This is a genomic window from Nitrospirillum goiasense (assembly GCF_034427435.1).
Taxonomy (GTDB): Bacteria; Pseudomonadota; Alphaproteobacteria; order Azospirillales; family Azospirillaceae; genus Nitrospirillum.
The window spans coordinates 2,411,512-2,433,983 of the sequence record NZ_JAXQNP010000002.1; the positions used below are offsets into that span (position 1 = coordinate 2,411,512).

Below are 22,472 nucleotides of genomic sequence, written 5' to 3' on the forward strand. Positions count from 1 at the left end.
CCAATGGCGGGCGGGCATGCGCGAAAGACTGGGCAGAGGGGCGCCCGCCCGGTTGTCCTGGCGCCCGTGTTACTGGCCTATGCCCAGCGCCTCCAGCCGCACCGGCCGTTCCTGGCGAGACACCGGCAGTTGCGACAGGGTCAACGCGATGCGCCGCCGCAGAAAGGGGGTGCCAATGACCAGGGGCAGGATGTGGCGGCGCAGTAACCGGCCCCACCAGCCCCCCGCCAGCAACCCGACCCGCGAGATGAGGTCGGTGCCGCGCAGCACGCCCTGCGCCACGGGCAGCCGGTCACTGGCGTAGCGGTCCAGCACGCCCTCCACCTTGTCCGGCCCGGCCCGGCGCAACGCCTCTGTCAAGCGCGCGCCGAGGTTGAGGGCGTCCTGAATGCCGGTGTTCATACCCTGGCCACCGGCCGGGCTGTGGATATGAGCGGCATCACCCGCCAGGAACACGCGGCCATGGCGCAGCCGCTTCACCATGCGGTGATGGATGGTGAAGCGGGTCAGCCACGTCGCCTCGCCCAGCGCCAGGGGCAGGCCGGATACGGCCCGAGCCAGGGTGGCGAAGGTGGCCAGGTCGATCTCCGCCCCCGTCCCCGGCGTTTCCTCCTTGGGAATCACGACCAGGCGGCAGAGGGTGGGGCCGAGGGCGGCGTGACCCGGGTCCTTCAAGGGAAAAAAGGCCATGGCGCCCGCCTCGGTGCTGAAGAAGCGGACGGAGTCGTGGCCCCAATCCGCCTGTCCCGGCCCCCAATCCAGGGTGATGTCGGCCAGCAGGAAAGTGCCGGGATAGGAGCCGCCGGCGAACCGGGCGCCGACCTGGTGGCGCACCACGCTGTGGGCACCGTCGCAGCCCACGACATAGGCGGCGCGCACCAGCTCGACGCCGCCGTCGGGGCGCCGCACCTCGCACTGCACGCCGTCGCGGTCCTGCCGCAGGCCGGTCAGTTCGTGGCTCCAGTCAACGGCCACGTCGAACGCCGCCGCCTGCTCCGCCAGCAAACGCTCCGTCTCCCCCTGCGGCAGCACCAGCACGAAGTTGTAGGGGCTGGGCAGGCCGCCCAGGTCCACCGCGATGGGCCGCCGCTGTCCGAGATGGAAATGGACGGTGCGCACCGGCTGGCCCGTGGACACCATGCGGGCCGGCAAGCCTATGCCGAACACGTCGGACAAGGCCTCCAGCGTACCGGCGTGCACACCCAGGGCTTTGGACTTCCGCGACCGATCCGCCGCCTTGTCGATCACCCGCACGGCGATGCCAGTACGCCCCAGCATGGCGGCCAGCGCCAGGCCCGTGGGGCCGGCCCCGACCACCAGGACCTCCACATCCTTATCTTCGCTCAAGATCGCGTCCTCCCACCCCATTCACAGGTCCTGGATCGCTTACTTCTTGTTAGTTCTTTGCCGTTATGCTGCCTGCGCGTGCGCTTCCGTGTGCGCACGTTGGCCATAAGGCGCCGTTATATCAGGGAACCTTTATGTCAGGGGAAATTGTCCCGGGATTAAGGTGGACGGCCAACGGCACCTAAGGGTAAGCATGCATCTGGTTTGTTCTGCTGCCGAACCGGCAGTACGGGGGAACCGGCGTTAAGGGATTGAAAGGGCGTTCAGTCGATGGAACAGGCGATCGTCACCGTCCAGAACCTCGCGGGCCTGGCGCAAAGCGCCCAGGCGGGCCTGCCGCTGGGCAAGGACGCCCTGCTGTTCGGTGAGGACGGCACCGTCCGGGTGAACAGCGACCGTTCCCCCTCCCGCCACCATTTCTACTTGGACGGCCTGCTGTTCCACGTCTCCATCACCCCGCGGGCCGACAGCACGCTGTTCCAGATCTGGGCCGAAGTGGGCTTCATGCCCTACACCATCGAGGCGCCGGAGAAGCGCGCCAAGCTGCAGGCCATCCTGCGCGCCACCGCCAGCCTGCGCACCGCCCGCTTCATCGTCGACGAACAGCAGAAGGTGCTGGTGCTGAGCCAGCAGGACGTGCCGGGCCATGTCAGCCTGACCGACCTGATGTATGAAACGGTGCAGTTCATCCAGGAGGCGCGGCCGTACCTGCGGATTTTCGGCAGCTATCTTTGACGCCATCGCGCCCAAACAAAAACGCCCCGGAGATCGCTCCCCGGGGCGTTTTTGTTTCTGACGCGCTCAGTGATGCCCGCCCGCACCACCCACCTGAGCCCCACCCGCCTGGCCTGTCGTGGTCGGTAGGATGAAGATCTGCCCCGGATAGATCAGGTTGGGGTCGCGGATCTGGTCCTGGTTGGCGTCGAAGATGGTGGTGTACTGGATGCCCTCGCCATAGAGGTGGCGGGCCAGGGTCCACAGGTTGTTGCCGGCCACCACCACCACGGCGCGGCTGTCGCTGTCGGCGATGGGCTGGCGCTCGAACGTCACCTCGGCGCGGGCTGCAACCTTGCCATCGGCCCCCACCTGGTCGACGCGCAGGGTATAGCGGCCGGGGTCGACCAGGCGTTCCGGCGTGATGGACCAGCGGCCAGACAGGTCGGCAGTGGCGCGGCCCACCAGGGTGTTGTCCAGGTACAGTTGCACCTCCGCCTTGGGCGGGGCGTCGCCGCCCACGGTGACGGCGCCGGCGCGGTTATAGTCGATGGTGTCGATGGCCACGGCCAGCGACTTGTCGGTCTTGCCCGGGGCCTGCAGCACGCGGCTGCCGCCCTGGCGCGGGGTGACGACGGCCAGGGCGCCGCCCGTCTCGTTCTGCTTGCGTCCGGCCACGTCGCGCTTGGCGTCCGGCACGACCAGGGTCACCGTCTCATCCGCCGCGACCTCGGTCCCCTCGGCGGTCTTCATCTTCAGGGACAGGGTGCGGGAACCGGGGGCCAGCGGCTGCGTGGGCGTCAACGCCCACTCGCCCCGCTTGTCGGCGGTGACGGTGCCCAATTCCTTGTCGCCATCGGAAATGGTGACGGTGGCGCCAGGCATGGCGCGCCCGGCAATGACCGCCGTGCCGTCGGGGCTGACCCGCACCACGTCGAAGGTGGGAACCGCGCTGGGGCCGGACGGGGCCTCGGCCGTGGCCGGGGCGGGGGCCTGCGTCGTGCCCGCGGTGCGGTCGGCCTGCATGTGGGACAAGCCCCAAACCAGCAGCGCCAGCGCGCCCACGCCGACAACGGCGGCAATGACCTTGTTTTGCGTCACAGTCGGTTCCTTTTGCCATTCTTCCGGCGACGTAGCCCCCGCCGCCGGTTTATGAGCCCCCCCAGGTCGAACGGGGTTCACCCCCGGAATAGCCCGGTGGCGCCCACGCGATCAAGCGCGGATGAGCGCCAGGTCAGGCGAAAGCGACCAAGCCCGACACCAGGCCGGCGGCCAGCGCGGCCAGCAGCGCCGCCCGCCACCAGGGCGCCCAGCCCCGGTGGGTCTCCCCGCCACTCACCGCCGCAGCGGTGTCCGACGGCAGGAAGGTAAGCCGCTTCCAGCCGGTGACCATGGGGCGCACCAAGTTCTCCCGCTTGACCACCAGGTAGAACAGCACCGCCACGACATGGACGGCAACCACCCCCTGGACCAGGGTGAAGTTGGCATGGTGCAGGCGGCGGGCCAGCTTCGCGGCCGCCCCGCTGACCCGGTGGGCCAGCGGCCCCTCCTCCATCCCGTCATCATCCACGGCGAACAGGCCGGTGCCCACCTGGGCCAGCAGCACCAACAGCAGGACGACGACCGCCCAGCCGCCCAGGGCGTTATGCCCCCGCTCCAGCGGCAGGGGACCGGGCGCCACCATGTGGCGCACGTGGCGCACCACCGCCGCCGGCCCCTTCAGGAAGCGGGCGAACCGGGCTTGGTCGCTGCCCGCCACGCCCCAGAACAGGCGGAACAGCAGCAGCGCCAGGGCGGCGTAGCCCAGCTTGAAATGCAGGGCCAGGTCATCGTGCGTGGCCGTCCACCACAGGCCGGCCAGGTCGGCGACCAGCAGCCAGTGGAACAGCCGGATGGGCAGGTCCCAGACGGGGATGCGTCCCCCCAGGGCCCCGCCCTGCTCCGCGGGCGTCATGCCCGGCTTACTTCTTCTGGCGATAGGTTTCGTGGCACTGCTTGCAGGTGCCGCCGACCGCCTGCACCGCCTGGCCGATGGCGGCCTTGTCGGCGGTGACAGGCAGGGCCAGGACCTTGTCCAGCGCCTGGGCCATGTCGGTGAAGCCCTGGCGGAACTTGGCGTTGTCCTGCCAGACGGCGGGCAGCGCTTCGCTCTCGCCCACCCCCACGGCGGTGCCTTCGGTGAACTGGTCGGGCAGGCCCTTGGTCACGGCGGCCATGGCGGCGGCGGCGGCGGCCACGTCCTGGGACGTGCCCTTGTCGTCCTTGAGATAGCCCATGAACACCTTCATGCCGCCACCCAGCTTCTTCATGTCCTGCTGGCGGGCCTTCACGATCTCGGTCGGATCCAGGGCCGCATGGGCGACGCTGCCGCCCAGCAGGGCCGCGGCCATGGCCAGGCCGGCGGCCAGGCGCACGGTACGGAAGGTGACATCACGAAAAGCACGCGGCATTCTTTTCTCCATGCCCTGATTGTAACCACGTATCCTATGGTCCTGACCGTTTTACGCCGGCCGGATGGCTTGCAGTCGGTGCGCAAGGATGGTGTAACGGGCCGTCACCCGTCCGGCAAGCCCCGGTGGCGATAAGCGCCAAGGGCGGACGGCGGCATCCCGGGTCGGATGCGGAATGGTTCCAGCGACCATCCAACCGATCCGTTCCATAAGGATGAGAGGAATGTCCAAGGTGCGTAGCGTCTGTGTCTATTGCGGGTCCTCGGGCCAGGTGTCGGAGGAATACAAGAAGGCCGCCCACGAGCTGGGCACGCTGATCGGCCGGACCGGCCTGCGGCTGGTCTATGGCGGCGGCCGCGTCGGCCTGATGGGCATCACGGCGGATGCCGCCCTGGCGGCGGGCGGCGAGGTGGTGGGCATCATCCCCGACCACATCCAGGCCCGCGAGGTCGACCATACCGGCCTGACCGAACTGCACGTGGTCGACAGCATGCACACCCGCAAGCGCATGATGGTGGAGAAGTCCGACGCCTTCGTCATCATGCCCGGCGGCCTGGGCACCCTGGACGAAGCGTTCGAGATCATCACCTGGCGCCAGCTGCGGCTGCATGACAAGCCGGTGGTCGTCGCCAACATCGGCGGCTATTGGGACCCGCTGCGGGCCCTGCTGACCCATATCCGCGACACCGGGTTCGGCCGGGGCGAGATCGAGACCTATTTCACCTTCGTCGACACGGTGGACGCCATCCTGCCGGCGCTGCGGCAGGCGCCGGACTCCGTGCAGAAGATCGCGGTGGAGCGGCTGTAGGCTGTCGCAAGAGCGGGACACCGTTGCGGGGACCGCACGCCGGTTCCCCGCCCCGCTTGCTTGATCACCGGGCCCGAATGGGCTCTTATACCGGCCGTCCGATAAAGACGATCGTTTCTTACCCGGGAAACGGTTCTGGCGTATCGAGGCGCGCGAGGATGCGGCGCCGGCTGTCATAAAAATTACCTATACGCAGAAGGCATTGAGAATGCAGAAGATCAAGGTTGCCAATCCCGTCGTCGAGCTTGATGGCGATGAGATGACCCGCATCATTTGGCAGTTCATCAAAGACAAGCTGATCCTGCCCTACCTCGACATCGACCTGAAGTACTTCGACCTGGGGATCGAGCACCGCGACGCCACCAACGACCAGGTGACCGTGGACGCGGCCGAGGCCATCAAGAAGTACGGCGTGGGCGTGAAGTGCGCCACCATCACCCCGGACGAGGCCCGCGTGGCCGAGTTCAGCCTGAAGAAGATGTGGAAGTCGCCCAACGGCACCATCCGCAACATCCTGGGCGGCACCGTCTTCCGTGAGCCCATCATCTGCAAGAACGTGCCACGCCTGGTGCCGGGCTGGACCAAGCCCATCGTCATCGGCCGCCACGCCTTCGGCGACCAGTACCGCGCCACCGACTTCAAGGTGCCCGGCGCCGGCAAGCTGACCATGACCTTCACGCCCGACGACGGCGGCGAGGCCATCACCTACGACGTGTTCAAGTTCCCCGAGGCCGGCGTGGCCATGGGCATGTACAACCTGGACGAATCGATCGCCGGCTTCGCCCGCGCCTGCTTCAACTACGGCCTGCAGCGCGGCTATCCGGTGTACCTGTCCACGAAGAACACGATCCTCAAGGCCTATGACGGCCGCTTCAAGGACATCTTCCAGGAAATCTTCGACGCCGAGTTCGCCGAGCGTTTCAAGGCCAAGGGCATCGTCTACGAGCACCGCCTGATCGACGACATGGTCGCCTCCGCCCTGAAGTGGGACGGCGCCTTCGTCTGGGCCTGCAAGAACTACGATGGCGACGTGCAGTCCGACACCGTGGCGCAGGGCTTCGGCTCGCTGGGCCTGATGACCTCGGTGCTGCTGACCCCCGACGGCAAGACCGTGGAGGCCGAGGCCGCCCACGGCACGGTGACCCGCCACTATCGTGAGCACCAGAAGGGCCGCCCCACCTCCACCAACCCCATCGCCTCCATCTTCGCCTGGACGCAGGGCCTGTCCTACCGCGGCCAGTTCGACGGCACGCCGGAGGTCACCAACTTCGCCAAGACGCTGGAGAAGGTGTGCGTGGAGACGGTCGAGTCCGGCTTCATGACCAAGGACCTGGCCATCCTGATCGGCCCGGACCAGCCCTGGCTAACCACCCAGGACTTCCTGGCCAAGCTGGACGAGAACCTGCGCAAGGCCATGGGCTTCGACGCCTGAGGCGCCTTGACGGTTCCGATGTGACAGAGACGCCGGGCGGTTCCCACCGCCCGGCGTTTTGTTTTGGGGCTGAGGCAGATGGGGCTCAGCCGGCGGCCATGGCCTGTAATACGGTGTACGGTGGCCGCGATGGCGTCGGCCTGCAGGAAGCCTCGATGGCCAGCTCCAGCAGGCTACTTTCCGGCGGCGTCCCGGTACAATGGGGACCGGATAGCGCGGATGAGATCCCGTTCTCGGCCCTATAACGATGGGAGAACATTGCTGAGTTTTACATCCTTTCGAGAGGCAGGGCTTGTTTGAAATTGGGGAGAAGCAATTTCTTCCTTCTGGCGGACAAGGGTATGGAAACACGCAGCCGCCGAGCACGGGCTTTCGGAGGGAAGATATGGACGGTGACAGCCCCCATTCGGAAGTAAAGTACAGCTATGCCATTCAGGCCAAGACATCGCTGGACATAACAATTGGTGGCGCAGTTGACTACACATGGAACAGCTTCCGTCGCCTCAGCTATGAGAGGATTGGAGCAGCTATCCAGCGGCAGGCAAATGCTTTACTGGATCGAGGGAACGTAACATTCCAGGAAGCGAGGGAGCTTGTTGAGGTTCAAAGAAATGGACTTTTAATTTCCGTGCGCGAGGATCTGACACCGTATGGAAAATATTATTCGGAAATCCTTAAGCCCACAGCCAGCTTGAAGTCATTGGATCAATTTCTGGCGGAGAAAGGTTCCATTGAGGCTGTTCTTCGTAGCGTTGGAAAATCCCGACAGGCGGTAAACCGCGTAGCGTTCATAGCTCGTCGTGCTGGGCCAAGCCTTATTGTGATTGATGTCGTTCTGACGATGGTCATCATAGAACAAGCTCCAGCAGAGCAGCGGGCACTGATAGCCGCAGGCGAGGCAGGCGGGATCGCCGGTTCGGTTGTTGGCGCCCGTTATGGCGGCTTGGCTGGAGCTTGGGCGGGTGCGACCACTTTTGCCGCTCTCGGCTCTCCCAGTCTGGCAATTCCTCTGGTCGGGGAAATCACCGAGGGAGGAGCTGTCGTCATCGGCGGCTTCGTTGGCTTCTTCTTTGGGGGTTTACTGGGCTGGAGCGCGGGGCACGCCGGAGGCACCATGCTTTGGCAACAACTCCCCACGTCATGGAAAACTCCATGAGTTCAGTTAGGAAAATACGATGTTTCTTGATCGGCTGAACCGATGGACCACCAATCGGCTGCGGCACCTGCGGGACCAGCGGCGCGGGAAGATGGCCGTGTCATCGACAGGCCTCATCATTCAGAACAACGGGCATGAACACACCGTCCCATGGGCGGAGATTGAAAGCATCGTCGCGTCGCGAACGGACAACCATATGGCTGGCGATATCATCAGCCTCTCCATAACCACACGGGATAAGCTGACCGCCCAGGCGACCGAGCATGACGCCGAATGGTCCGCCTTGGTAGCGGGCATCTCGGAGCATTTGGCCGGTAGTCTGCCTTATGCCCGCTGGGCCTTGGCTGTCGCGACGGGAAAAACCGTCGTACCGGTCTATCGTCGCGGCGAATTTCCCGAACTTTAGAGTCTGTCTAGCCAATAGGTTCAATCACATCCCAAGCGCCCTGGGGATCGCCCCCTCAGCGATTCCAACTAAATCAAAGCGACTTTAGGGCGGACCGGTCGACCGATATCACCGGCCCTCTGGATGCTCAGCCCCCATGACACGGTCAATGAACGGCCTGGCCTGCTCCAGGGCGGCATCACCGCAGTCCAATGGCAGCATGTGGCCGCATCCTGGCATCACGATCAACTGCTTGTCGGTGCCGGGGATGAGCGCCAGGCCCTTCCGGGCATGCTCCGCGACGCTGACCTCACGGTCATCCGCGCCCCACAGCAGCAGTGTCGGCATATGGATGCCCCGCAAATCGTCGGCCGTCCGGTCGACCAGGGTGGGCGGTTCATGGGGCATGCGCAGGACGCGGTTGTTGAGGTCCGTCCACTCCCGCACCAGATCGTCGGTGACTTTGGCCGTGTCGTCGATGTTGTAGAGCAAAATCTGTCGCCAGAAATTGGGCGTGTGGAAGTCCTTGTGCGTCGCATCCTCCGCCAGGGCTTCGCGCAGGGCCGGCGTCAGCGCAGCGGGGTCCAAGTGCAGAGGGCCAACCGCGGCATCGCCAAAAATCATCCCGATCACCCGGTCGGGATGCAGCGCGGCATAGGCGACGGCAGGCACGCTGCCGCTGGAGGTGGAGACCAGCAAGAAGCGGTCAGCGCCCAACCGTCGGGTCAGCGTGTCGATGACACGCAGGGTAAGGTCGACCCCATAGTCTGCGCTCGGCGATGGCCCGGACAAGCCCGCCGGCGGCTGGTCAAAACGGATGACGCGATAGCGCCGCCTCAGAATGTCCGCCCAGTTGTTCCACTGTCGCAAACTGGCGTAAGAGCCGTGGACCAGAACGATGACGGGACCTTGCCCCTCATCCACATAATGGATGGGCGTGCCGTCGATATCCATGAAACGCGAGGCGGGCAACCCATAGCGCGCCCGCAAGGCCTGCTCATCCAACCGCGGCTCACCCGCAGGCGCGGAAGATCGCGCGGCCGCCGCGCCCGCAACCGCAATCGCCAGGAACAAGCCCAACGCCATTTCCCGCCACCGACCGATCATGCCCGCCCCTCCTGATGGTATTTCTGGAAGGATCGGCCTCGCCGGATTTCCCTCAACGCAAATGCCGGCGCGCGTCCGTAGCGTGGTGCGATGGGGCCCCGTTATTGAAGCGGAATGAGATCATGACTAACCGCATCTTGCTCTCAGCCCCAAAAGCGAAACCCCCGCCGTCGCCGGCGGGGGTTCGCTTAATTCCGTATGCGGAACGGCCTCAGGCCATGACCAGCTTACGCTCGTCATCCCGCTTCTTGGCGGGCTGGTAGGCCATCTGCGCGTGTTCGCGGCAGTAGGGCAAGCCGGGCAGCGAAGGGCAGCCGCAGAAATGGAAATCGGCGTGCTTGGGATCGCCCACCGGCCATTTGCACATGCGCTCATTCAGCGACAGGATGGTGGCACCCCGCGTGGGCTTCTTCTTGATCGGCGACGGCCGGCCCGACAGGCCCAGCCGGTGCGCCTTGCCGATCACCGCGTTGCGGGTGACATTGCCCAGCACGTCAGCGATCTCGCTGGCACTCATGCCCTGGCCCCACAACTGGCGCAGGCGCTCGATCCGCTCGTCCGTCCAACTCATCGACGCTTTTTCTTCTTCCATCGAAAGCCCTCGCTCCTTAGCCCCCGAGATCGGCGGGCGCAACAGTATGCTGTCACCGCCGAGCGCCCCGCTCCAGCAGTCGATACCGGGAAATTCCCATCAACAAGATTTGGTATCGAGATGCGAGGGAGACTACCAAACTTGCCAAAGCCTGAACAGGTGATTCCAACTCGTTTTTGGTCCGCGAAGACAGAATCCGGCAGCCCGGTACGGCGCCAGCCTTTCCATTCCCGCATTCCTCTCCTTAGTGGGTATATCCCCGGGACAGACACCATCGCTGGTATACAAGGATAAGCCCACCCCATTGAACGGGGATTAACGGAGCACGGCAACCCAGGCCGGCGGACGCGGGAATCGCCGCCGCCGGCCTGGACGCCATTCCCTTACTGGCCGGCGGCGGCGGAGAAGCCGTTGGCGCCGTCGAAGGTGTAGAGGTTGGAGCTCTGGACGAAGTCCAAGCCTTCCTTGGCGACGCGGGCCAGCAGCTCGGCCACCTGGCCGTGCTTCAGCTCCTCGGCACCGTCGGCCATGACGCGGCAGCGCCAATGGTCGGTGCAGAAGGTCTCCGGCGCGCCGTCCGGCCACACCTTCTGGCCGCGGTTGGACACCATCACCAGCTTCAGGCCGGCGGGGATCAGCGGCTGGAACAGCGCGGCCATGTCGTCACCGGTGCCGCCCTTGCGCTCCAGGAACACATCCACGCCCACCAGCTTCTTGGTCTGCGCCGGGGCACCCTTCAGGGCGATGCCGCTGAAGCTGCTGGCGACGCCGGCGGGATAGCTGGCGGGCACCAGGGTGGCCGGGCGCTCGCCCAGGCGGTCGATCAGGTTGGCGGCGAAGTCGCGCGTGCCGATGCGGGCCTTGCTGACGCCGCGCTTGAAGATGTCGACGGTGTGGATGCCGTCCTCGATCATCTTCAGCCAGGCGTTATGGATGCGCTCGGCCGCTTCCGACTGGCCGATGTGGACCAGCATCATGACCGAGGCCAGCAGCAGGCCCGACGGGTTGGCGATGCCCTTGCCGGCGATGGTGGGGGCGGAGCCGTGGATGGCCTCGAACATGGCGCACTGGTCACCGATGTTGGAGGAGCCGGCCAGGCCGACCGAGCCGGTGATCTGCGCGGCGATGTCGGAGATGATGTCGCCGTACAGGTTCAGGGTGACGATGACGTCGAAGTGCTCCGGCGTGTCCGCCAGGCGGGCGGCGCCGATGTCGACGATCATGCTCTCCGCCTCGATGTCCGGGTACTCGGCGGCGATCTCGTCGAAGACCCGATGGAACAGGCCATCGGAGATCTTCATGATGTTGTCCTTCACGAAGGCCGTCACCTTGCGGCGATGGTTGGCCCGCGCGTATTCGAAGGCGTAGCGGATGATCTTTTCCGAACCGGGGCGGGAGATCAGCTTCACCGCCTGGGTCACGTCCTGCGTCTGGCGGTATTCGATGCCGGCGTACAGGTCTTCCTCGTTCTCACGCACGATGACCACGTCCATGGACGGGTGCTTGGTGGCGACGAAGGGGGAGTAGGAGACGCAGGGGCGGATGTTGGCGTACAGGCCCAGGGCGCCGCGGATGGTCACGTTCAGCGACTTGTAGCCACCGCCCTGCGGGGTGGTGATGGGGGCCTTCAGGAACACCTTGGTGCGGCGCAGGCTGTCCCAGGCGCTGGGCTCCATGCCGTTCATGATGCCCCGGCGATAGACGCTCTCGCCGATCTGGATTTCCTCATACTCGAGGTTGGCGCCGCTGGCGGCCAACACCTCGAGGGTGGCGTCCATGATCTCGGGGCCGATACCGTCGCCACGGGCGATGGTGATCTTGGTCGGAGAATTCATCTTCTCTTTCATCCTTGGCACTGGCGCCTTTCCCCAACCATCGGGGGACATGGCGCGGTTTGGGGCCGCCCCCGCGACAGGCCGCGGCATCCCGGGTCAAAAATTTTGACCCGGGCGGGACACTATGCCGGGACACTCGGCGGGGCAACTGTGCTTTGGGCGCCCCTGCCCCAGCGCCTGCGCGGAACGCATCACCTTGTTTTGTCAACAAACTGACAGAATGACGGCTGGTTCGCATTGGCGGGGCTAGCTAGTTGTTCGCTGCTTGGATCATCTTCACTAAGCGAGCGACGCGATCTCGCAGATCTAGGACGTCCAAATTCGCCGGCGCAGCACTTACAGCTCTAGCAACCTTCACCTTATCGGCCACCGCTGGTTCATCAACGTCCGTCGCTCCAACCCGCCGATACCACAGAGCGTGACTGAAAGGATCACCTGTGCTCGCAACTTGTCCAAACGCCTTCGGATGCACTTCTGCAATCACAGCGCTAAGCGCTGAGAATTCAATATAGTTCTCAATCTCCCGCCCTTGGGTGACCCAGGCCACGCCATCACCTTTGGCAAACTCTTCACAGATCCGCTGCTTGGTCGCGTTCAGCGGGTCATCTTCCGCATTTCGATCGCTGTCGATCAAGATCGCTGAGTTACGATTGAGCGCCTTTAGCGAGATGAAGTCTCCAACTTCGTCATCATCAACGGTGAGATGACTTAGGTTACGTCCGCCATAGAACATAATCGAATAATGTATACCCTCTTGAAGACCGGCATCCAATGCACTAATCCAATGCTTCAAATAGATTCGATCACTGGGGCCTTCACACCAGATCACTGCATTCGCTTGTACGATGTCTGAAGCCTTATAGCCAAGATCTTGGCAGATTGCGTAGCGGGATGAACGTAGTGACGCCTCCATAATCCGGGTCTGGCCATCTTCCTGGCGGACATGGAAGATTGCTGCACCCGGCGTATCTATGAACGCAGCTGAATGAGTGGCAATAAAATATTGGTTGTCCGTATAATCCATTAAATAACGTAAAAGCTTGCGCTGCAGAATTGGATGAAGATGCAATTCAGGCTCCTCAATACACGCGATCACCCCTTTATTTATGGTGCAATAGGAGGCAATCATTATAACCTCCTGGAGACCAGTACCAAGAGCCCAAAGCGGCAACACCTTTCCATCAATATGGACTAAAATATGCTCCCTATTGTGCGGTATCTCAATATACGCGCTACTATTCCCAGTGACTGTCTGCAGAAATATATTTATCTTGTCAAAAATCTTACGCTCATCGCGTTTATCGATATCAGGGATTTGCATTTCAGCAAGGCGATCAATCAATCCTTGACCACCATGCGCTTCAAATTTCTCGCCCTTCGGCCCAACCTCACGGATAGCTGGTATTAAGATCGGCTGAGGTAGGCTTTTAGATATAACTGCAAATATAACTTCTTTAATTTGGCCCAACGTCTCCGGTATCCAGTGCTCTACCAACCCACCACCTGACTGACGAGTCAGGCCATTCCAGAGCGATCGCCATTCTTCCGGAAGAAGTAATTCCCGAAAAGAAACATCAGATACCAGAAAATCTATTCTATCACCATACGGAACCGGGCCGGTTATCCAAATTAAACCATCCTTAGATAGTGCATTTATCACCGCCTCGAGATTTCCTCTATTGGACGGATGAAGATTCCGACTCAGCCGGTCCTCAATTACACTTTCGAGGACGTCGCTTTTCAGCAAGCCAAATGCCACCTCCGGTTGGCCGAAGATGCCATTTAGATAGACTTCCATCGATCCCAGTGACTGTCGCATGCCATGAAAGCCTGCGGCGTTTATAGGAAGCCACTTGCTGATAAAATTTAGGACAATCGACTTCCCGGTATTGTTCGCCCCGACAAAAAAATTAAATCCACAAAATGGTGATATTAGCTGCCAAGATGGCCCGATTCCCCGATAATTCCGAAGACCAAGACCCCTTACGTAAATCGCCATCATTTCTCCATTTTATTGTCATGTTCAATTTTCGAAGCGATTTCACGAGAAAAATTAGTAATTAAATACTTAATTGGACTACATAACAAAGCAAAAGCTTAATAACTTAACTCCCGCATGCCCGCTTCGAGGCCTTGCAGGGTCAGGGGATACATACGGCCCTCCATCAAATTTTTAATCAGGCCGATGCTGGCGGTATAGGGCCAATGACCTTCCTGCACCGGGTTCAGCCAGATGGCGCGGCGGTAGACATCCAGCAGGCGCCTCAGCCACACCTGCCCCGCCTCCGCGTTCCAATGCTCCACCGCCCCGCCGGGATGGGTGATCTCATAGGGGCTCATGCTGGCGTCGCCCACGAAGATCAGCTTGTAGTCCGCCGGGTAGGTGTGCAGCACGTCGACGGTCGACATCTGTTCCGTGCGCCGACGACGGTTGTCCTTCCACACGCCCTCATAGACGCAGTTGTGGAAGTAGAAATACTCCAGGTGCTTGAACTCCCCCTTGGCGGCGGAGAACAGCTCCTCGCACAGGCGGATGTGGTCGTCCATGGAGCCGCCGACATCCAGGAACAGCAGCACCTTGACCGCGTTGTGCCGCTCGGGGCGCAGCTTCAGGTCCAAATGGCCGGCGTTGGCCGCCGTGGCGCGGATGGTGTCGGGCAGGTCCAGCACCTCGGCCGCGCCGGTGCGGGCGAACTTGCGCAGGCGGCGCAGCGCCACCTTGATGTTGCGGGTGCCCAGTTCCACCGTGTCGTCCAGATTGCGAAACTCGCGCCGGTCCCAGACCTTCACGGCGCGGCGGTGGCGGCTGCCCTCCTGCCCGATGCGCACACCCTCCGGATTGTAACCATAGGCGCCGAAGGGCGAGGTGCCGGCCGTGCCGATCCATTTGCTGCCACCCTGGTGGCGCCCCTGCTGCTCCTTCAAGCGCTGGGCCAATGTCTCCATCAGCCTGTCCCAGCCGCCCAGCGCCTGGATCTGCGCCTTCTCCTCGTCGGTCAGATGGCGCTCGGCCAGCTTGCGCAGCCATTCCTCGGGCAGGTCGCGGGCGGCGATGTCAGCGCCCTCCCCGCCAGCCGTCCCTTCCAGCCCCTTGAACACCTGGCCGAAGACAAGGTCGAACCGGTCCAGGTTGCGCTCATCCTTCACCAGGATGGTGCGGGACAGGTGGTAGAAATCCTCCACGCTGTAGCCCGCGACATGGGCCGACATGGCCTCCATCAAGGCCAGGTATTCCCGCAGGGTGACGGGAATACGGGCCTGGCGCAGCTGGAAGAAGAAGGTGGTGAACATGGGCTTCCGTGTCTGGGACCTTCCGGGGATGACGCCTGCGGCTCCGAAATGTACGCGAGCACGGAGGCCCCAGCCAGGGAAGAAGCGCCCAGAACGGCCCTTACGGCCGGTGCCGAGGCGCCAGCCCCAGGATATCCGCGACGTCCACGGTGAACTTCAGCCCGACGACGACGGCGTCCTGGGGATTGTCGCGGGTGAAGGGGCGGCCGGTGACGTCGGGGTTGATGATGTATTGCAGGTTGGGCGAGAGGCGCACGCTGCGCGTGACCTGCATCCCGTAGGCCAGTTCCATCATCACCTCATGCCGGGCCGGCGCCACAGTGCTGCCGACACTGGCCCTGGCCGCGGTGACGCGGGCCAAGGTCATGTCGCTGAATTGCTGATCGGTGACGACGAAGCCCAGGGTGTCCTGGTCCCGTCCTTCGAATAGGCCGGTCTGCACCACGCCCAGGGCGTAGTAGCGATCCTCGACCGCGCGGCCCGAGACGTTGGCCATCGCCACGCCAAAGACGGACAGGGTTTGCGCGGGATTGGCGGAGGAGCGCCAGACGACCTGATCAAACCGGCCGAACGCGCCCCAGCGCCCCCGTTCGGTCACGCCGGGCTGGCCCGTGAGCACGGACGGGCGGCCCGACGCGTCGCTCAGGGGATCGGCGTAGGTCGAGCTGTCGTACCAGCCGCCCACCTGGTAATGGCCAGGCCGGCTGGACGCCGGGCCGCCGGGCGCGTAGCCCAGTTCGAACGGCACGACCACGCCGGTGGCGCCATCCGTGCTGAAATGCAGGCCGTGACCGGTGGGGGACTGATCCCGGGGATTGGCCTCATAGGCGCCGACATGGGCGTACACGGTATCGGTCAGCTCCGCCTTGACCCGCCCCGCCCAACTGCTGCCGGGCGCCGAGGTATAGTTGCTGACGTGGTTCACGAACACCGGATTGCCGCAGATGGCGTTGGTCTGGAAGTGACAGTACAGGGGGCCGTTCAGGAAAGAGGCGTTGGCCACCATGCGGCCCGCCTCCATATCCACGCGCCCGTCGAGCAGCTTTTTTCCAGGGTCAAGGCCAGCAGGTGCAGGTTCTGCAGGCCATAGACCTCCTGCACCGAGGTGTTGTTGCCGATGGCGTCGGCGGCGAGGTTGCGGCCATGCCGCCGGGTCAGCGCCGCGTGGAGGACGGTGGCGTCCAGACCCAGAATCCGCTCAAGATCGGCATCGACGCCGGCATGAACCTGGCCGGCGTAGGCGCTGCCCTGCCGCAACCCGCCGCTGGGATTGGCCGCCGCCTCCCCGGTGTAGTCCAACGCCAGGGACAGGCCCGCGTTGGCGAGGCGGTCGCCCAGGGACGGCGCATCCGGGGTTTCGGCGGCACCCGCCAGGGCGGGCATGAACAGGCCGGCGGTCAGCAGCAGGCCGGCGATACGGGGCAAAGAATTGGGGCGCATGGGAACTCCACCGTCCACTGGACGAAGCGGGGGCTGGGGCGCACCCGCCAGGGGCGCGCCTTCGCCAGGAGAAAAGAAAGGACAGGGAAAGGCAGCGGACGGGGACGCCGCCTTAGGCGGCGCGGATTTCCCGCAGGAAGCTGTCCACCTGCTGCTTCAGCAATTCGCCGTTCTTGCTGAGGTCATTGGCGGCCGAGTGCACCTCACCGGCACCGACGCCGGTTTCCTGGGCCGCGTCGCTGACTTGCCCGATGGTCTGGGAAACGTCGTTGGTTCCCTGGGCGGCCTGCTGGACGTTGCGTGTGATCTCGTTCGTGGTCGCCGCCTGCTCCTCCACCGCCGAGGCGATGGTGGTCGAGGCCTGGCTGACCTGGTTGATGATCTCCGCGATGCCCTGGATGGATTTGGCCGAGGTTTCCGTGGCCGCCTGCATGCCCGCGATCTGCGCCCGGATCTCATCCGTCGCCTGCGCCGTCTGGGTGGCCAGGGATTTGACCTCCGACGCGACGATGGCGAAGCCCTTGCCGGCGTCGCCGGCGCGCGCCGCCTCGATGGTGGCGTTCAGGGCCAGCAGGTTGGTGCGGCTGGCGATGTCGTTGATCAAGGTCACCACCTCCCCGATGCGCTGCGCCGACTGCATCAGGCCCTGCACCTCGGCGTTGGTGCGATCAGCCTGGCCAACGGCGCTGGAGATCATTTGCGTGGAGCGCGACACCTGCGCCGTGATCTCCTGGATGGAGGCGGACAGTTCCTCCGTGGCCGCCGCCACCGTCTGCACGTTCTGCGTCGCCTGCAGCGAGGCCGCCGCCACCGTGCCGGCCTGGCGGGCGACGTTGTCCGACGAGGAACTCAGGGTCTGCGCCGTGGCCAGCAACTCGGTGGCCTGCGCCGTGACGCCGTTGACGATGCCGCCCACGCGGTTCTCGAAGGCGCTAGCCAGATCCAGCATCGCCTGACGGCGCTCCTTCTCCGCCCGCTGCTTCATCGCCTCCTGCTCCGACCGCAGGCGCTCCGCCTCGATCATATTGTCCTTGAACACGCCGACGGCCTGGGCCATGCCGCCGATCTCGTCCTGGCGCTCACGCGCCGGGATGTCCACGCCGGTATTGCCACCGGCCAGGGTCTGCATCGCCGCCGTCATGTCCACGATGGGCCGCGCCACGGACCGGGTCAGGCTCCACGCCATGATGATGGCGAGAAGAACCGACAGGCCGCTGCTGACCAGGGCCACGGTGGTCGCGGTGCCCAGCGCATCGGCCTGGAGCACGGCGCGTTGCCCCAGCAGATCGCGTTCCACCTTGTCCATTTCCGCGACCTTGGCGCGGATGGCGTCCATGGACGCCTTGCCGGCGCCGCTGGCCTCCAGCTTGCGGGCCTGCTCCACCGTCTCCGGCTTGGCCATCAGGGCGATTTCCTTTTCCGCCACATCCTGGCGCCAGGTCTGCTCGAAACGGCGCACATCATCCAGGCGCGCCTGCTGGGCGGCGTTGTCCGCCGTCAGGGACTTCACCTCCGCCATAGCCGCGTCAAACGCCGTCTTGCCCTTGTGGTAGGGTTCCAGGAACTTGGGATCGGTGCCGACGAGATAGCCGCGCAGCCCCGTTTCCCCATCGACCATGGCCGCCATGACGTTGTTCAGCCGCTCCAGCACCTTATAGGTATGGTCTGTCCACCGCGTCGTGTCCTGGATGGTGGACAGCGCGCGATAGTTGATGCCGGAGGCGATGAGCGTGACGGCGACGATGAGCGCGAAGGCGGCCGCCAGCTTCCGCCCCACCTTCATGGACGATAAGAAACCCATAACCATAATCCTTTCAGGCTATAACATTTGGCTAATGTCTATAGCTTGGAGGATTAACAGAATGATAACGCTCTCAACGAAAGCCTGCGATTCAGCAATATACTGAAGCATACATAAGATGTATTTGTATTGAATGTTATATATTCACTTATCTTTTACTCGATGAGGCGGCGGGATATTCCAGAAAAAACAAATAAAATACATATGTAGGGATTTAGCATCGCAAGAAAAAGAACGCGACATCGAGTAAAAGAGATCTATTAATAATTGAACACATCCGATTTTCTATTCGCATCGGCCACGATCATCCCCGCCCAGCCGCTGGCCAAGGTCGGGCGTTCCAAGGGTGGAGCATCAGGCCGTGAAGGGCCATGGCGCCTCCCCGAGGAACGCCATGGCCCTTTATCGCAGCCGGCATGACCGCCGTCTTAGAGTGCGATCGCGTCAGGTGGACTCAACTGAAGCGATCACACGATGGAACAAAAGCTGAGAGTTTCCCTAACGCTTCAACGAAAGTCAGAAGACTCTAAGCGGCACGGATTTCCCGCAGGAAGCTGTCCACCTGCTGCTTCAGCAATTCACCGTTCTTGCTGAGGTCATTGGCAGCCGAATGCACCTCGCCGGCACCGACGCCGGTTTCCTGGGCCGCGTCGCTGACCTGCGCGATGGTTTGGGAAACGTCGTTGGTCCCCTGGGCCGCCTGCTGGACGTTGCGCGTGATCTCGTTCGTGGTCGCCGCCTGCTCCTCCACCGCCGAGGCGATGGTGGTCGAAGCCTGGTTGACCTGGTTGATGATCTCCGCGATGCCCTGGATGGACTTGGCCGAGGTTTCCGTGGCCGCCTGCATGCCCGCGATCTGCGCCCGGATCTCATCCGTCGCCTGCGCCGTCTGGGTGGCCAGGGACTTGACCTCCGACGCGACGATGGCGAAGCCCTTGCCGGCGTCGCCGGCGCGCGCGGCCTCGATGGTCGCGTTCAAGGCCAGCAGGTTGGTGCGGCTGGCGATGTCGTTGATCAGCGTCACCACCTCCCCGATGCGCAGGGCCGATTGCATCAGGCCCTGCACCTCGGCATTGGTGCGGTCGGCCTCGGTGACGGCGTTGGAAATCATCTGGGTCGTGCGGGACACCTGCGCCGTGATCTCCTGGATGGAGGCGGACAGTTCCTCCGTGGCCGCCGCCACGGTCTGCACATTCTGCGTCGCCTGCATGGAAGCGGCCGCCACCGTGCCCGCCTGGCGGGCGACGTTGTCCGACGAGGAATTCAAAGTCTGCGCCGTTGCCAGCAACTCGGTGGCCTGGGCCGTGACGCCGTTGACGATACCGCCCACGCGGTTCTCGAAGGCGCTGGCCAGGTCCAGCATCGCCTGACGACGTTCCTTCTCCGCCCGCTGCTTCAGCGCCTCCTGCTCCGACCGCAGGCGCTCCGCCTCGATCATGTTGTCCTTGAACACGCCGACGGCCTGGGCCATGCCGCCGATCTCATCCTGGCGCTCGCGCGCCGGGATGTCCACGGTGGTATCGCCGTTCGCCAGGCGCTTCATGACGGCGGTCATGGTCACAACGGGCGTGGCCACGGCCCGGGTCAGCCCCATGGCCATGACGACCGCCAGCAGAATGGACAGGCCGCTGCTGCCCAGCGCCACGGTGGTCGCCGTGTTGAGCGCGCCGGTCTGAAGCACGGCCCGCTGCGCCATCAAATCGCGTTCCACCTTGTCGATTTCGGCCACCTTGGCGCGGATGGCGTCCATGGACGCCTTGCCGGCGCCGCTGGCCTCCAGCTTGCGGGCCTGCTCCACCGTCTCCGGCTTGGCCATCAGGGCGATTTCCTTCTCGGCCACGTCCCGGCGCCACGTCTGCTCAAAACGGCGCAAGTCATCCAGGCGCGCCTGCTGGGCGGCATTGTCGGATGTCAGGGACTTCATCTCCGTGAAAGCCGCCTCGAACACCGCCTGGCTCTTCTGGTAGGGCTCCAGGAATTTGGTGTCGGCGCCAATGAGATATCCCCGCAGCCCCGTTTCCCCATCGACCATGGCGGCCATGGCGCCACTGAGCCGCTCCAGCACCCTGTAGGTGTGCTCCGCCCACCCGGTCGTATCCCGGATGGTGGACAACGCGCGGTAGTTAAGGCCGGAGGCGATCAGGGTGACGGCGACGATGACCGAAAACGCGGCCGCGAGCTTCCGCCCCACGCTCATCGCGGATAGAAAATTTGCCATGTAAGCCCCATCGGTTCTGTTGAGGCCTAATGGGTAATCCTTAAGGGTTAACAACCCACTAATTTGCGAATAATTTTAGATAATTAATCATATTTTTTAAGGTTTATCCCCCATAAGTTCAGCTATTAACCAAGTTGGCGCCTCAGGGGCTCACCGTCTCCGCATCCGGACGCAGCAGGCGGGCCATCCGGACCCGGCCGGTTTCTGACGAGGCGGGTTTATCCTTGGCCTCCGACAGGATCGCCACGGGGCGGTAAGCGCTGGCGGCCAGGCTTTCGCCAATCACCATCAACTGGACCGCCGCCGCGGCGCGCACCCGATCCCCGCGCACCGCCAAATCGGCGGGCAGGCTGGCCAGCAGGGCGCCGACATAATGGGTGTAGAGGCCCAGCGCGCGCCGCTCCCCCGCCAAGTCCCGGGGGGCGGCCGGTTCACCAGGGGTCGGGATGGCGGTGGCCGGTGGGGTAGCGGCGGCGGGCACCGCCGCCGGAGGCGACACCAGCGCCTCATACCCCTTCAGGCACAGGGCCGTGGGCACCGGCGTCGGGTGCGCCGGCATGAGGCCCAGCAGGCGCGCGAAGGGCGGAATGCGGTCCGGCATGGGCGCGGCGTTCACCGCGTCGGCGCACACCATCTCCAGCCCCAGGCCGGCCCCGGCCTGAGCCATCTGCGGCGCCACGGCCAGCCCAGCCAGAATGAAAGCCACCATCCACCGCCGCACGACACCGGCACCCATGACCGCGATCCTTCGCCCACTGTTGATAGATCAACAGTGTTACCGCAAACATGTCCGGATGTACTGTGATGAATGTTGCGTCGCACACAAGGCGACAAAGCCGCGAAGCCGGCACGCCCTTGATTATCCGCCGTTTTCCTGCCGTCTTGCAGTGACTGAAAGGCTGGCTTGCGCCCGACACACATGCGGCAGCGCAGCAAAAGACGCCGGTTTAATCCCGCTCCCGCCGCGCCAGGAAGGCCAGGCGCTCGAACAGATGCACGTCCTGCTCGTTCTTCAGCAGGGCGCCGTGCAGCGGCGGGATGGCTTTCTTGGGATCGCGCTGGCGCAGCACCGCCGGGTCGATGTCCTCGATCATCAGCAGCTTGATCCAGTCCAGCAGTTCGGAAGTGGAGGGCTTCTTCTTCAGGCCCGGCACCTCCCGCACCTCATAGAACAGGGTCAGGGCGTCGCGCAGCAGATCCTGCTTCAGCTTGGGGAAGTGCACCTCGACGATGCGGGCCATGGTCTCCGCATCGGGGAAGCGGATGTAATGGAAGAAGCAGCGGCGCAGGAAGGCGTCCGGCAATTCCTTCTCATTGTTGGAGGTGATGATGACTACCGGCCGCTGCCGCGCCGTGATGGTCTGCCCCGTCTCGTAGACGAAGAATTCCATGCGGTCGAGTTCCTGCAGCAGGTCGTTGGGAAACTCGATGTCCGCCTTGTCGATCTCATCAATCAGCAGCACCGGGGCCACGTCGGCCTCGAACGCCTCCCACAGCTTGCCCTTGCGGATGTAGTTGGCGATGTCGTTGACGCGGGCGTCGCCCAACTGGCCATCGCGCAGGCGGCTGACGGCGTCGTACTCATACAGGCCCTGCTGCGCCTTGGTGGTGGACTTCACATGCCATTGCAGCAGTGGGCGGCCCAAGGCGTTCGCCACCTCCTGCGCCAGCACGGTCTTGCCCGTCCCCGGCTCCCCCTTCACCAGCAAGGGGCGCTGCAAGGTGACGGCGGCGTTGACGGCGACCCGCAGGTCATCGGTCGCGACGTAGTTTTCCGTCCCTTGGAATTTCATGGTTCTTGTTCCCTCAAGCGCCGGCAGATGCAGTCGCATCCCACATTAAAGATCGCTGGATGGGAGGGCCAGAAACAAGATCGGCGTGAGGTCGCCCCCACGC

At 63.9% G+C, this 22,472-nt stretch carries 18 protein-coding genes and 1 pseudogene; 5 read left to right on the forward strand and 14 right to left on the reverse strand.

Features of this window, described 5'->3' with window-relative positions; all coding sequences use genetic code 11:
* Positions 1-69 precede the first annotated feature (69 nt).
* A complete protein-coding gene (locus ULB03_RS13595) occupies positions 70-1,347 on the reverse strand; it encodes an FAD-dependent monooxygenase (protein ID WP_322483623.1) in 1,278 nt (425 codons plus the stop codon).
* Positions 1,348-1,617: 270 nt separating this feature from the next.
* Here ULB03_RS13595 and ULB03_RS13600 point away from each other — a divergent pair, with 270 nt between their 5' ends.
* On the forward strand, positions 1,618-2,082 hold the full coding sequence (locus ULB03_RS13600; RefSeq protein WP_322483624.1) for a hypothetical protein: 465 nt from the start codon (positions 1,618-1,620) through the stop codon (positions 2,080-2,082).
* Positions 2,083-2,148: 66 nt separating this feature from the next.
* Here ULB03_RS13600 and ULB03_RS13605 read toward each other — a convergent pair whose 3' ends face one another.
* The 3 genes from ULB03_RS13605 to ULB03_RS13615 form a co-directional block, all read right to left on the reverse strand.
* Positions 2,149-3,162, reverse strand: a complete 1,014-nt coding sequence (locus ULB03_RS13605; protein ID WP_322483625.1) for a LysM peptidoglycan-binding domain-containing protein — start codon at positions 3,160-3,162, stop codon at positions 2,149-2,151.
* A gap of 133 nt (positions 3,163-3,295) precedes the next feature.
* Complete coding sequence (locus tag ULB03_RS13610; RefSeq protein WP_322483626.1) at positions 3,296-4,015, reverse strand: cytochrome b/b6 domain-containing protein; 720 nt, start codon at positions 4,013-4,015, stop codon at positions 3,296-3,298.
* A 7-nt stretch (positions 4,016-4,022) separates the two neighbouring features.
* Positions 4,023-4,511 (reverse strand): c-type cytochrome, encoded by a 489-nt coding sequence (locus ULB03_RS13615; RefSeq protein ID WP_322483627.1) that lies wholly within the window; start codon positions 4,509-4,511, stop codon positions 4,023-4,025.
* Between the two features lie 223 nt (positions 4,512-4,734).
* Between ULB03_RS13615 and ULB03_RS13620 the strand changes: the two genes are divergently transcribed.
* The 4 genes from ULB03_RS13620 to ULB03_RS13635 all read left to right on the forward strand — a co-directional run bounded on the left by ULB03_RS13620 (position 4,735) and on the right by ULB03_RS13635 (position 8,313).
* On the forward strand, positions 4,735-5,319 hold the full coding sequence (locus ULB03_RS13620; protein ID WP_322483628.1) for an LOG family protein: 585 nt from the start codon (positions 4,735-4,737) through the stop codon (positions 5,317-5,319).
* A gap of 208 nt (positions 5,320-5,527) precedes the next feature.
* Positions 5,528-6,751: an NADP-dependent isocitrate dehydrogenase gene (locus tag ULB03_RS13625; RefSeq protein ID WP_145733743.1), complete on the forward strand. Its 1,224-nt coding sequence runs from the start codon at positions 5,528-5,530 to the stop codon at positions 6,749-6,751.
* Between the two features lie 385 nt (positions 6,752-7,136).
* Positions 7,137-7,907 (forward strand): hypothetical protein, encoded by a 771-nt coding sequence (locus ULB03_RS13630; RefSeq protein ID WP_322483629.1) that lies wholly within the window; start codon positions 7,137-7,139, stop codon positions 7,905-7,907.
* Positions 7,908-7,926: 19 nt separating this feature from the next.
* On the forward strand, positions 7,927-8,313 hold the full coding sequence (locus ULB03_RS13635) for a hypothetical protein (protein ID WP_322483630.1): 387 nt from the start codon (positions 7,927-7,929) through the stop codon (positions 8,311-8,313).
* A 108-nt stretch (positions 8,314-8,421) separates the two neighbouring features.
* On the opposite strand, the gene ULB03_RS13640 is transcribed toward ULB03_RS13635, so the two are convergent.
* The 10 genes and pseudogenes from ULB03_RS13640 to ULB03_RS13690 form a co-directional block, all read right to left on the reverse strand.
* The gene (locus tag ULB03_RS13640) at positions 8,422-9,372 is read right to left on the reverse strand and encodes an alpha/beta fold hydrolase (protein ID WP_322483631.1); all 951 of its coding nucleotides are present in this window, start codon (positions 9,370-9,372) and stop codon (positions 8,422-8,424) included.
* Between the two features lie 238 nt (positions 9,373-9,610).
* Positions 9,611-9,970: a GcrA family cell cycle regulator gene (locus ULB03_RS13645; RefSeq protein ID WP_322483632.1), complete on the reverse strand. Its 360-nt coding sequence runs from the start codon at positions 9,968-9,970 to the stop codon at positions 9,611-9,613.
* A gap of 404 nt (positions 9,971-10,374) precedes the next feature.
* Positions 10,375-11,826 carry an NADP-dependent isocitrate dehydrogenase gene (locus ULB03_RS13650; RefSeq protein WP_322483633.1) on the reverse strand — a complete coding sequence of 484 codons (1,452 nt, stop codon included), beginning with the start codon at positions 11,824-11,826 and terminating at the stop codon, positions 10,375-10,377.
* Positions 11,827-12,076: 250 nt separating this feature from the next.
* Positions 12,077-13,645 carry an ATP-dependent nuclease gene (locus ULB03_RS13655; RefSeq protein WP_322483634.1) on the reverse strand — a complete coding sequence of 523 codons (1,569 nt, stop codon included), beginning with the start codon at positions 13,643-13,645 and terminating at the stop codon, positions 12,077-12,079.
* Positions 13,646-13,923: 278 nt separating this feature from the next.
* Complete coding sequence (locus ULB03_RS13660; RefSeq protein ID WP_322483635.1) at positions 13,924-15,117, reverse strand: vWA domain-containing protein; 1,194 nt, start codon at positions 15,115-15,117, stop codon at positions 13,924-13,926.
* Positions 15,118-15,217: 100 nt separating this feature from the next.
* A pseudogene (locus ULB03_RS13665) lies at positions 15,218-16,557 on the reverse strand (carbohydrate porin).
* A gap of 112 nt (positions 16,558-16,669) precedes the next feature.
* Positions 16,670-18,358, reverse strand: coding sequence for a methyl-accepting chemotaxis protein (locus ULB03_RS13675; protein ID WP_322483638.1), 1,689 nt, complete (start codon positions 18,356-18,358; stop codon positions 16,670-16,672).
* A gap of 526 nt (positions 18,359-18,884) precedes the next feature.
* On the reverse strand, positions 18,885-20,555 hold the full coding sequence (locus ULB03_RS13680; RefSeq protein ID WP_322483824.1) for a methyl-accepting chemotaxis protein: 1,671 nt from the start codon (positions 20,553-20,555) through the stop codon (positions 18,885-18,887).
* Positions 20,556-20,718: 163 nt separating this feature from the next.
* A complete protein-coding gene (locus tag ULB03_RS13685; protein ID WP_322483639.1) occupies positions 20,719-21,312 on the reverse strand; it encodes a hypothetical protein in 594 nt (197 codons plus the stop codon).
* Positions 21,313-21,523: 211 nt separating this feature from the next.
* The gene (locus ULB03_RS13690) at positions 21,524-22,369 is read right to left on the reverse strand and encodes an AAA family ATPase (protein WP_322483640.1); all 846 of its coding nucleotides are present in this window, start codon (positions 22,367-22,369) and stop codon (positions 21,524-21,526) included.
* Between the last annotated feature and the right edge of the window lie 103 nt (positions 22,370-22,472).

Bases quoted from the DNA above. Each gene is read 5' to 3' on its own strand.
- ULB03_RS13600 (WP_322483624.1), top strand. From the start codon at position 1,618: ATGGAACAGGCGATCGTCACCGTCCAGAACCTCGCGGGCCTGGCGCAA.
- ULB03_RS13610 (WP_322483626.1), bottom strand. From the start codon at position 4,015: ATGACGCCCGCGGAGCAGGGCGGGGCCCTGGGGGGACGCATCCCCGTC.
- ULB03_RS13615 (WP_322483627.1), bottom strand. From the start codon at position 4,511: ATGCCGCGTGCTTTTCGTGATGTCACCTTCCGTACCGTGCGCCTGGCC.
- ULB03_RS13620 (WP_322483628.1), top strand. From the start codon at position 4,735: ATGTCCAAGGTGCGTAGCGTCTGTGTCTATTGCGGGTCCTCGGGCCAG.
- ULB03_RS13625 (WP_145733743.1), top strand. From the start codon at position 5,528: ATGCAGAAGATCAAGGTTGCCAATCCCGTCGTCGAGCTTGATGGCGAT.
- ULB03_RS13630 (WP_322483629.1), top strand. From the start codon at position 7,137: ATGGACGGTGACAGCCCCCATTCGGAAGTAAAGTACAGCTATGCCATT.
- ULB03_RS13635 (WP_322483630.1), top strand. From the start codon at position 7,927: ATGTTTCTTGATCGGCTGAACCGATGGACCACCAATCGGCTGCGGCAC.
- ULB03_RS13645 (WP_322483632.1), bottom strand. From the start codon at position 9,970: ATGAGTTGGACGGACGAGCGGATCGAGCGCCTGCGCCAGTTGTGGGGC.
- ULB03_RS13650 (WP_322483633.1), bottom strand. From the start codon at position 11,826: ATGAATTCTCCGACCAAGATCACCATCGCCCGTGGCGACGGTATCGGC.
- ULB03_RS13655 (WP_322483634.1), bottom strand. From the start codon at position 13,645: ATGCGACAGTCACTGGGATCGATGGAAGTCTATCTAAATGGCATCTTC.
- ULB03_RS13660 (WP_322483635.1), bottom strand. From the start codon at position 15,117: ATGTTCACCACCTTCTTCTTCCAGCTGCGCCAGGCCCGTATTCCCGTC.
- ULB03_RS13675 (WP_322483638.1), bottom strand. From the start codon at position 18,358: ATGGGTTTCTTATCGTCCATGAAGGTGGGGCGGAAGCTGGCGGCCGCC.
- ULB03_RS13680 (WP_322483824.1), bottom strand. From the start codon at position 20,555: ATGAGCGTGGGGCGGAAGCTCGCGGCCGCGTTTTCGGTCATCGTCGCC.
- ULB03_RS13685 (WP_322483639.1), bottom strand. From the start codon at position 21,312: ATGGGTGCCGGTGTCGTGCGGCGGTGGATGGTGGCTTTCATTCTGGCT.
- ULB03_RS13690 (WP_322483640.1), bottom strand. From the start codon at position 22,369: ATGAAATTCCAAGGGACGGAAAACTACGTCGCGACCGATGACCTGCGG.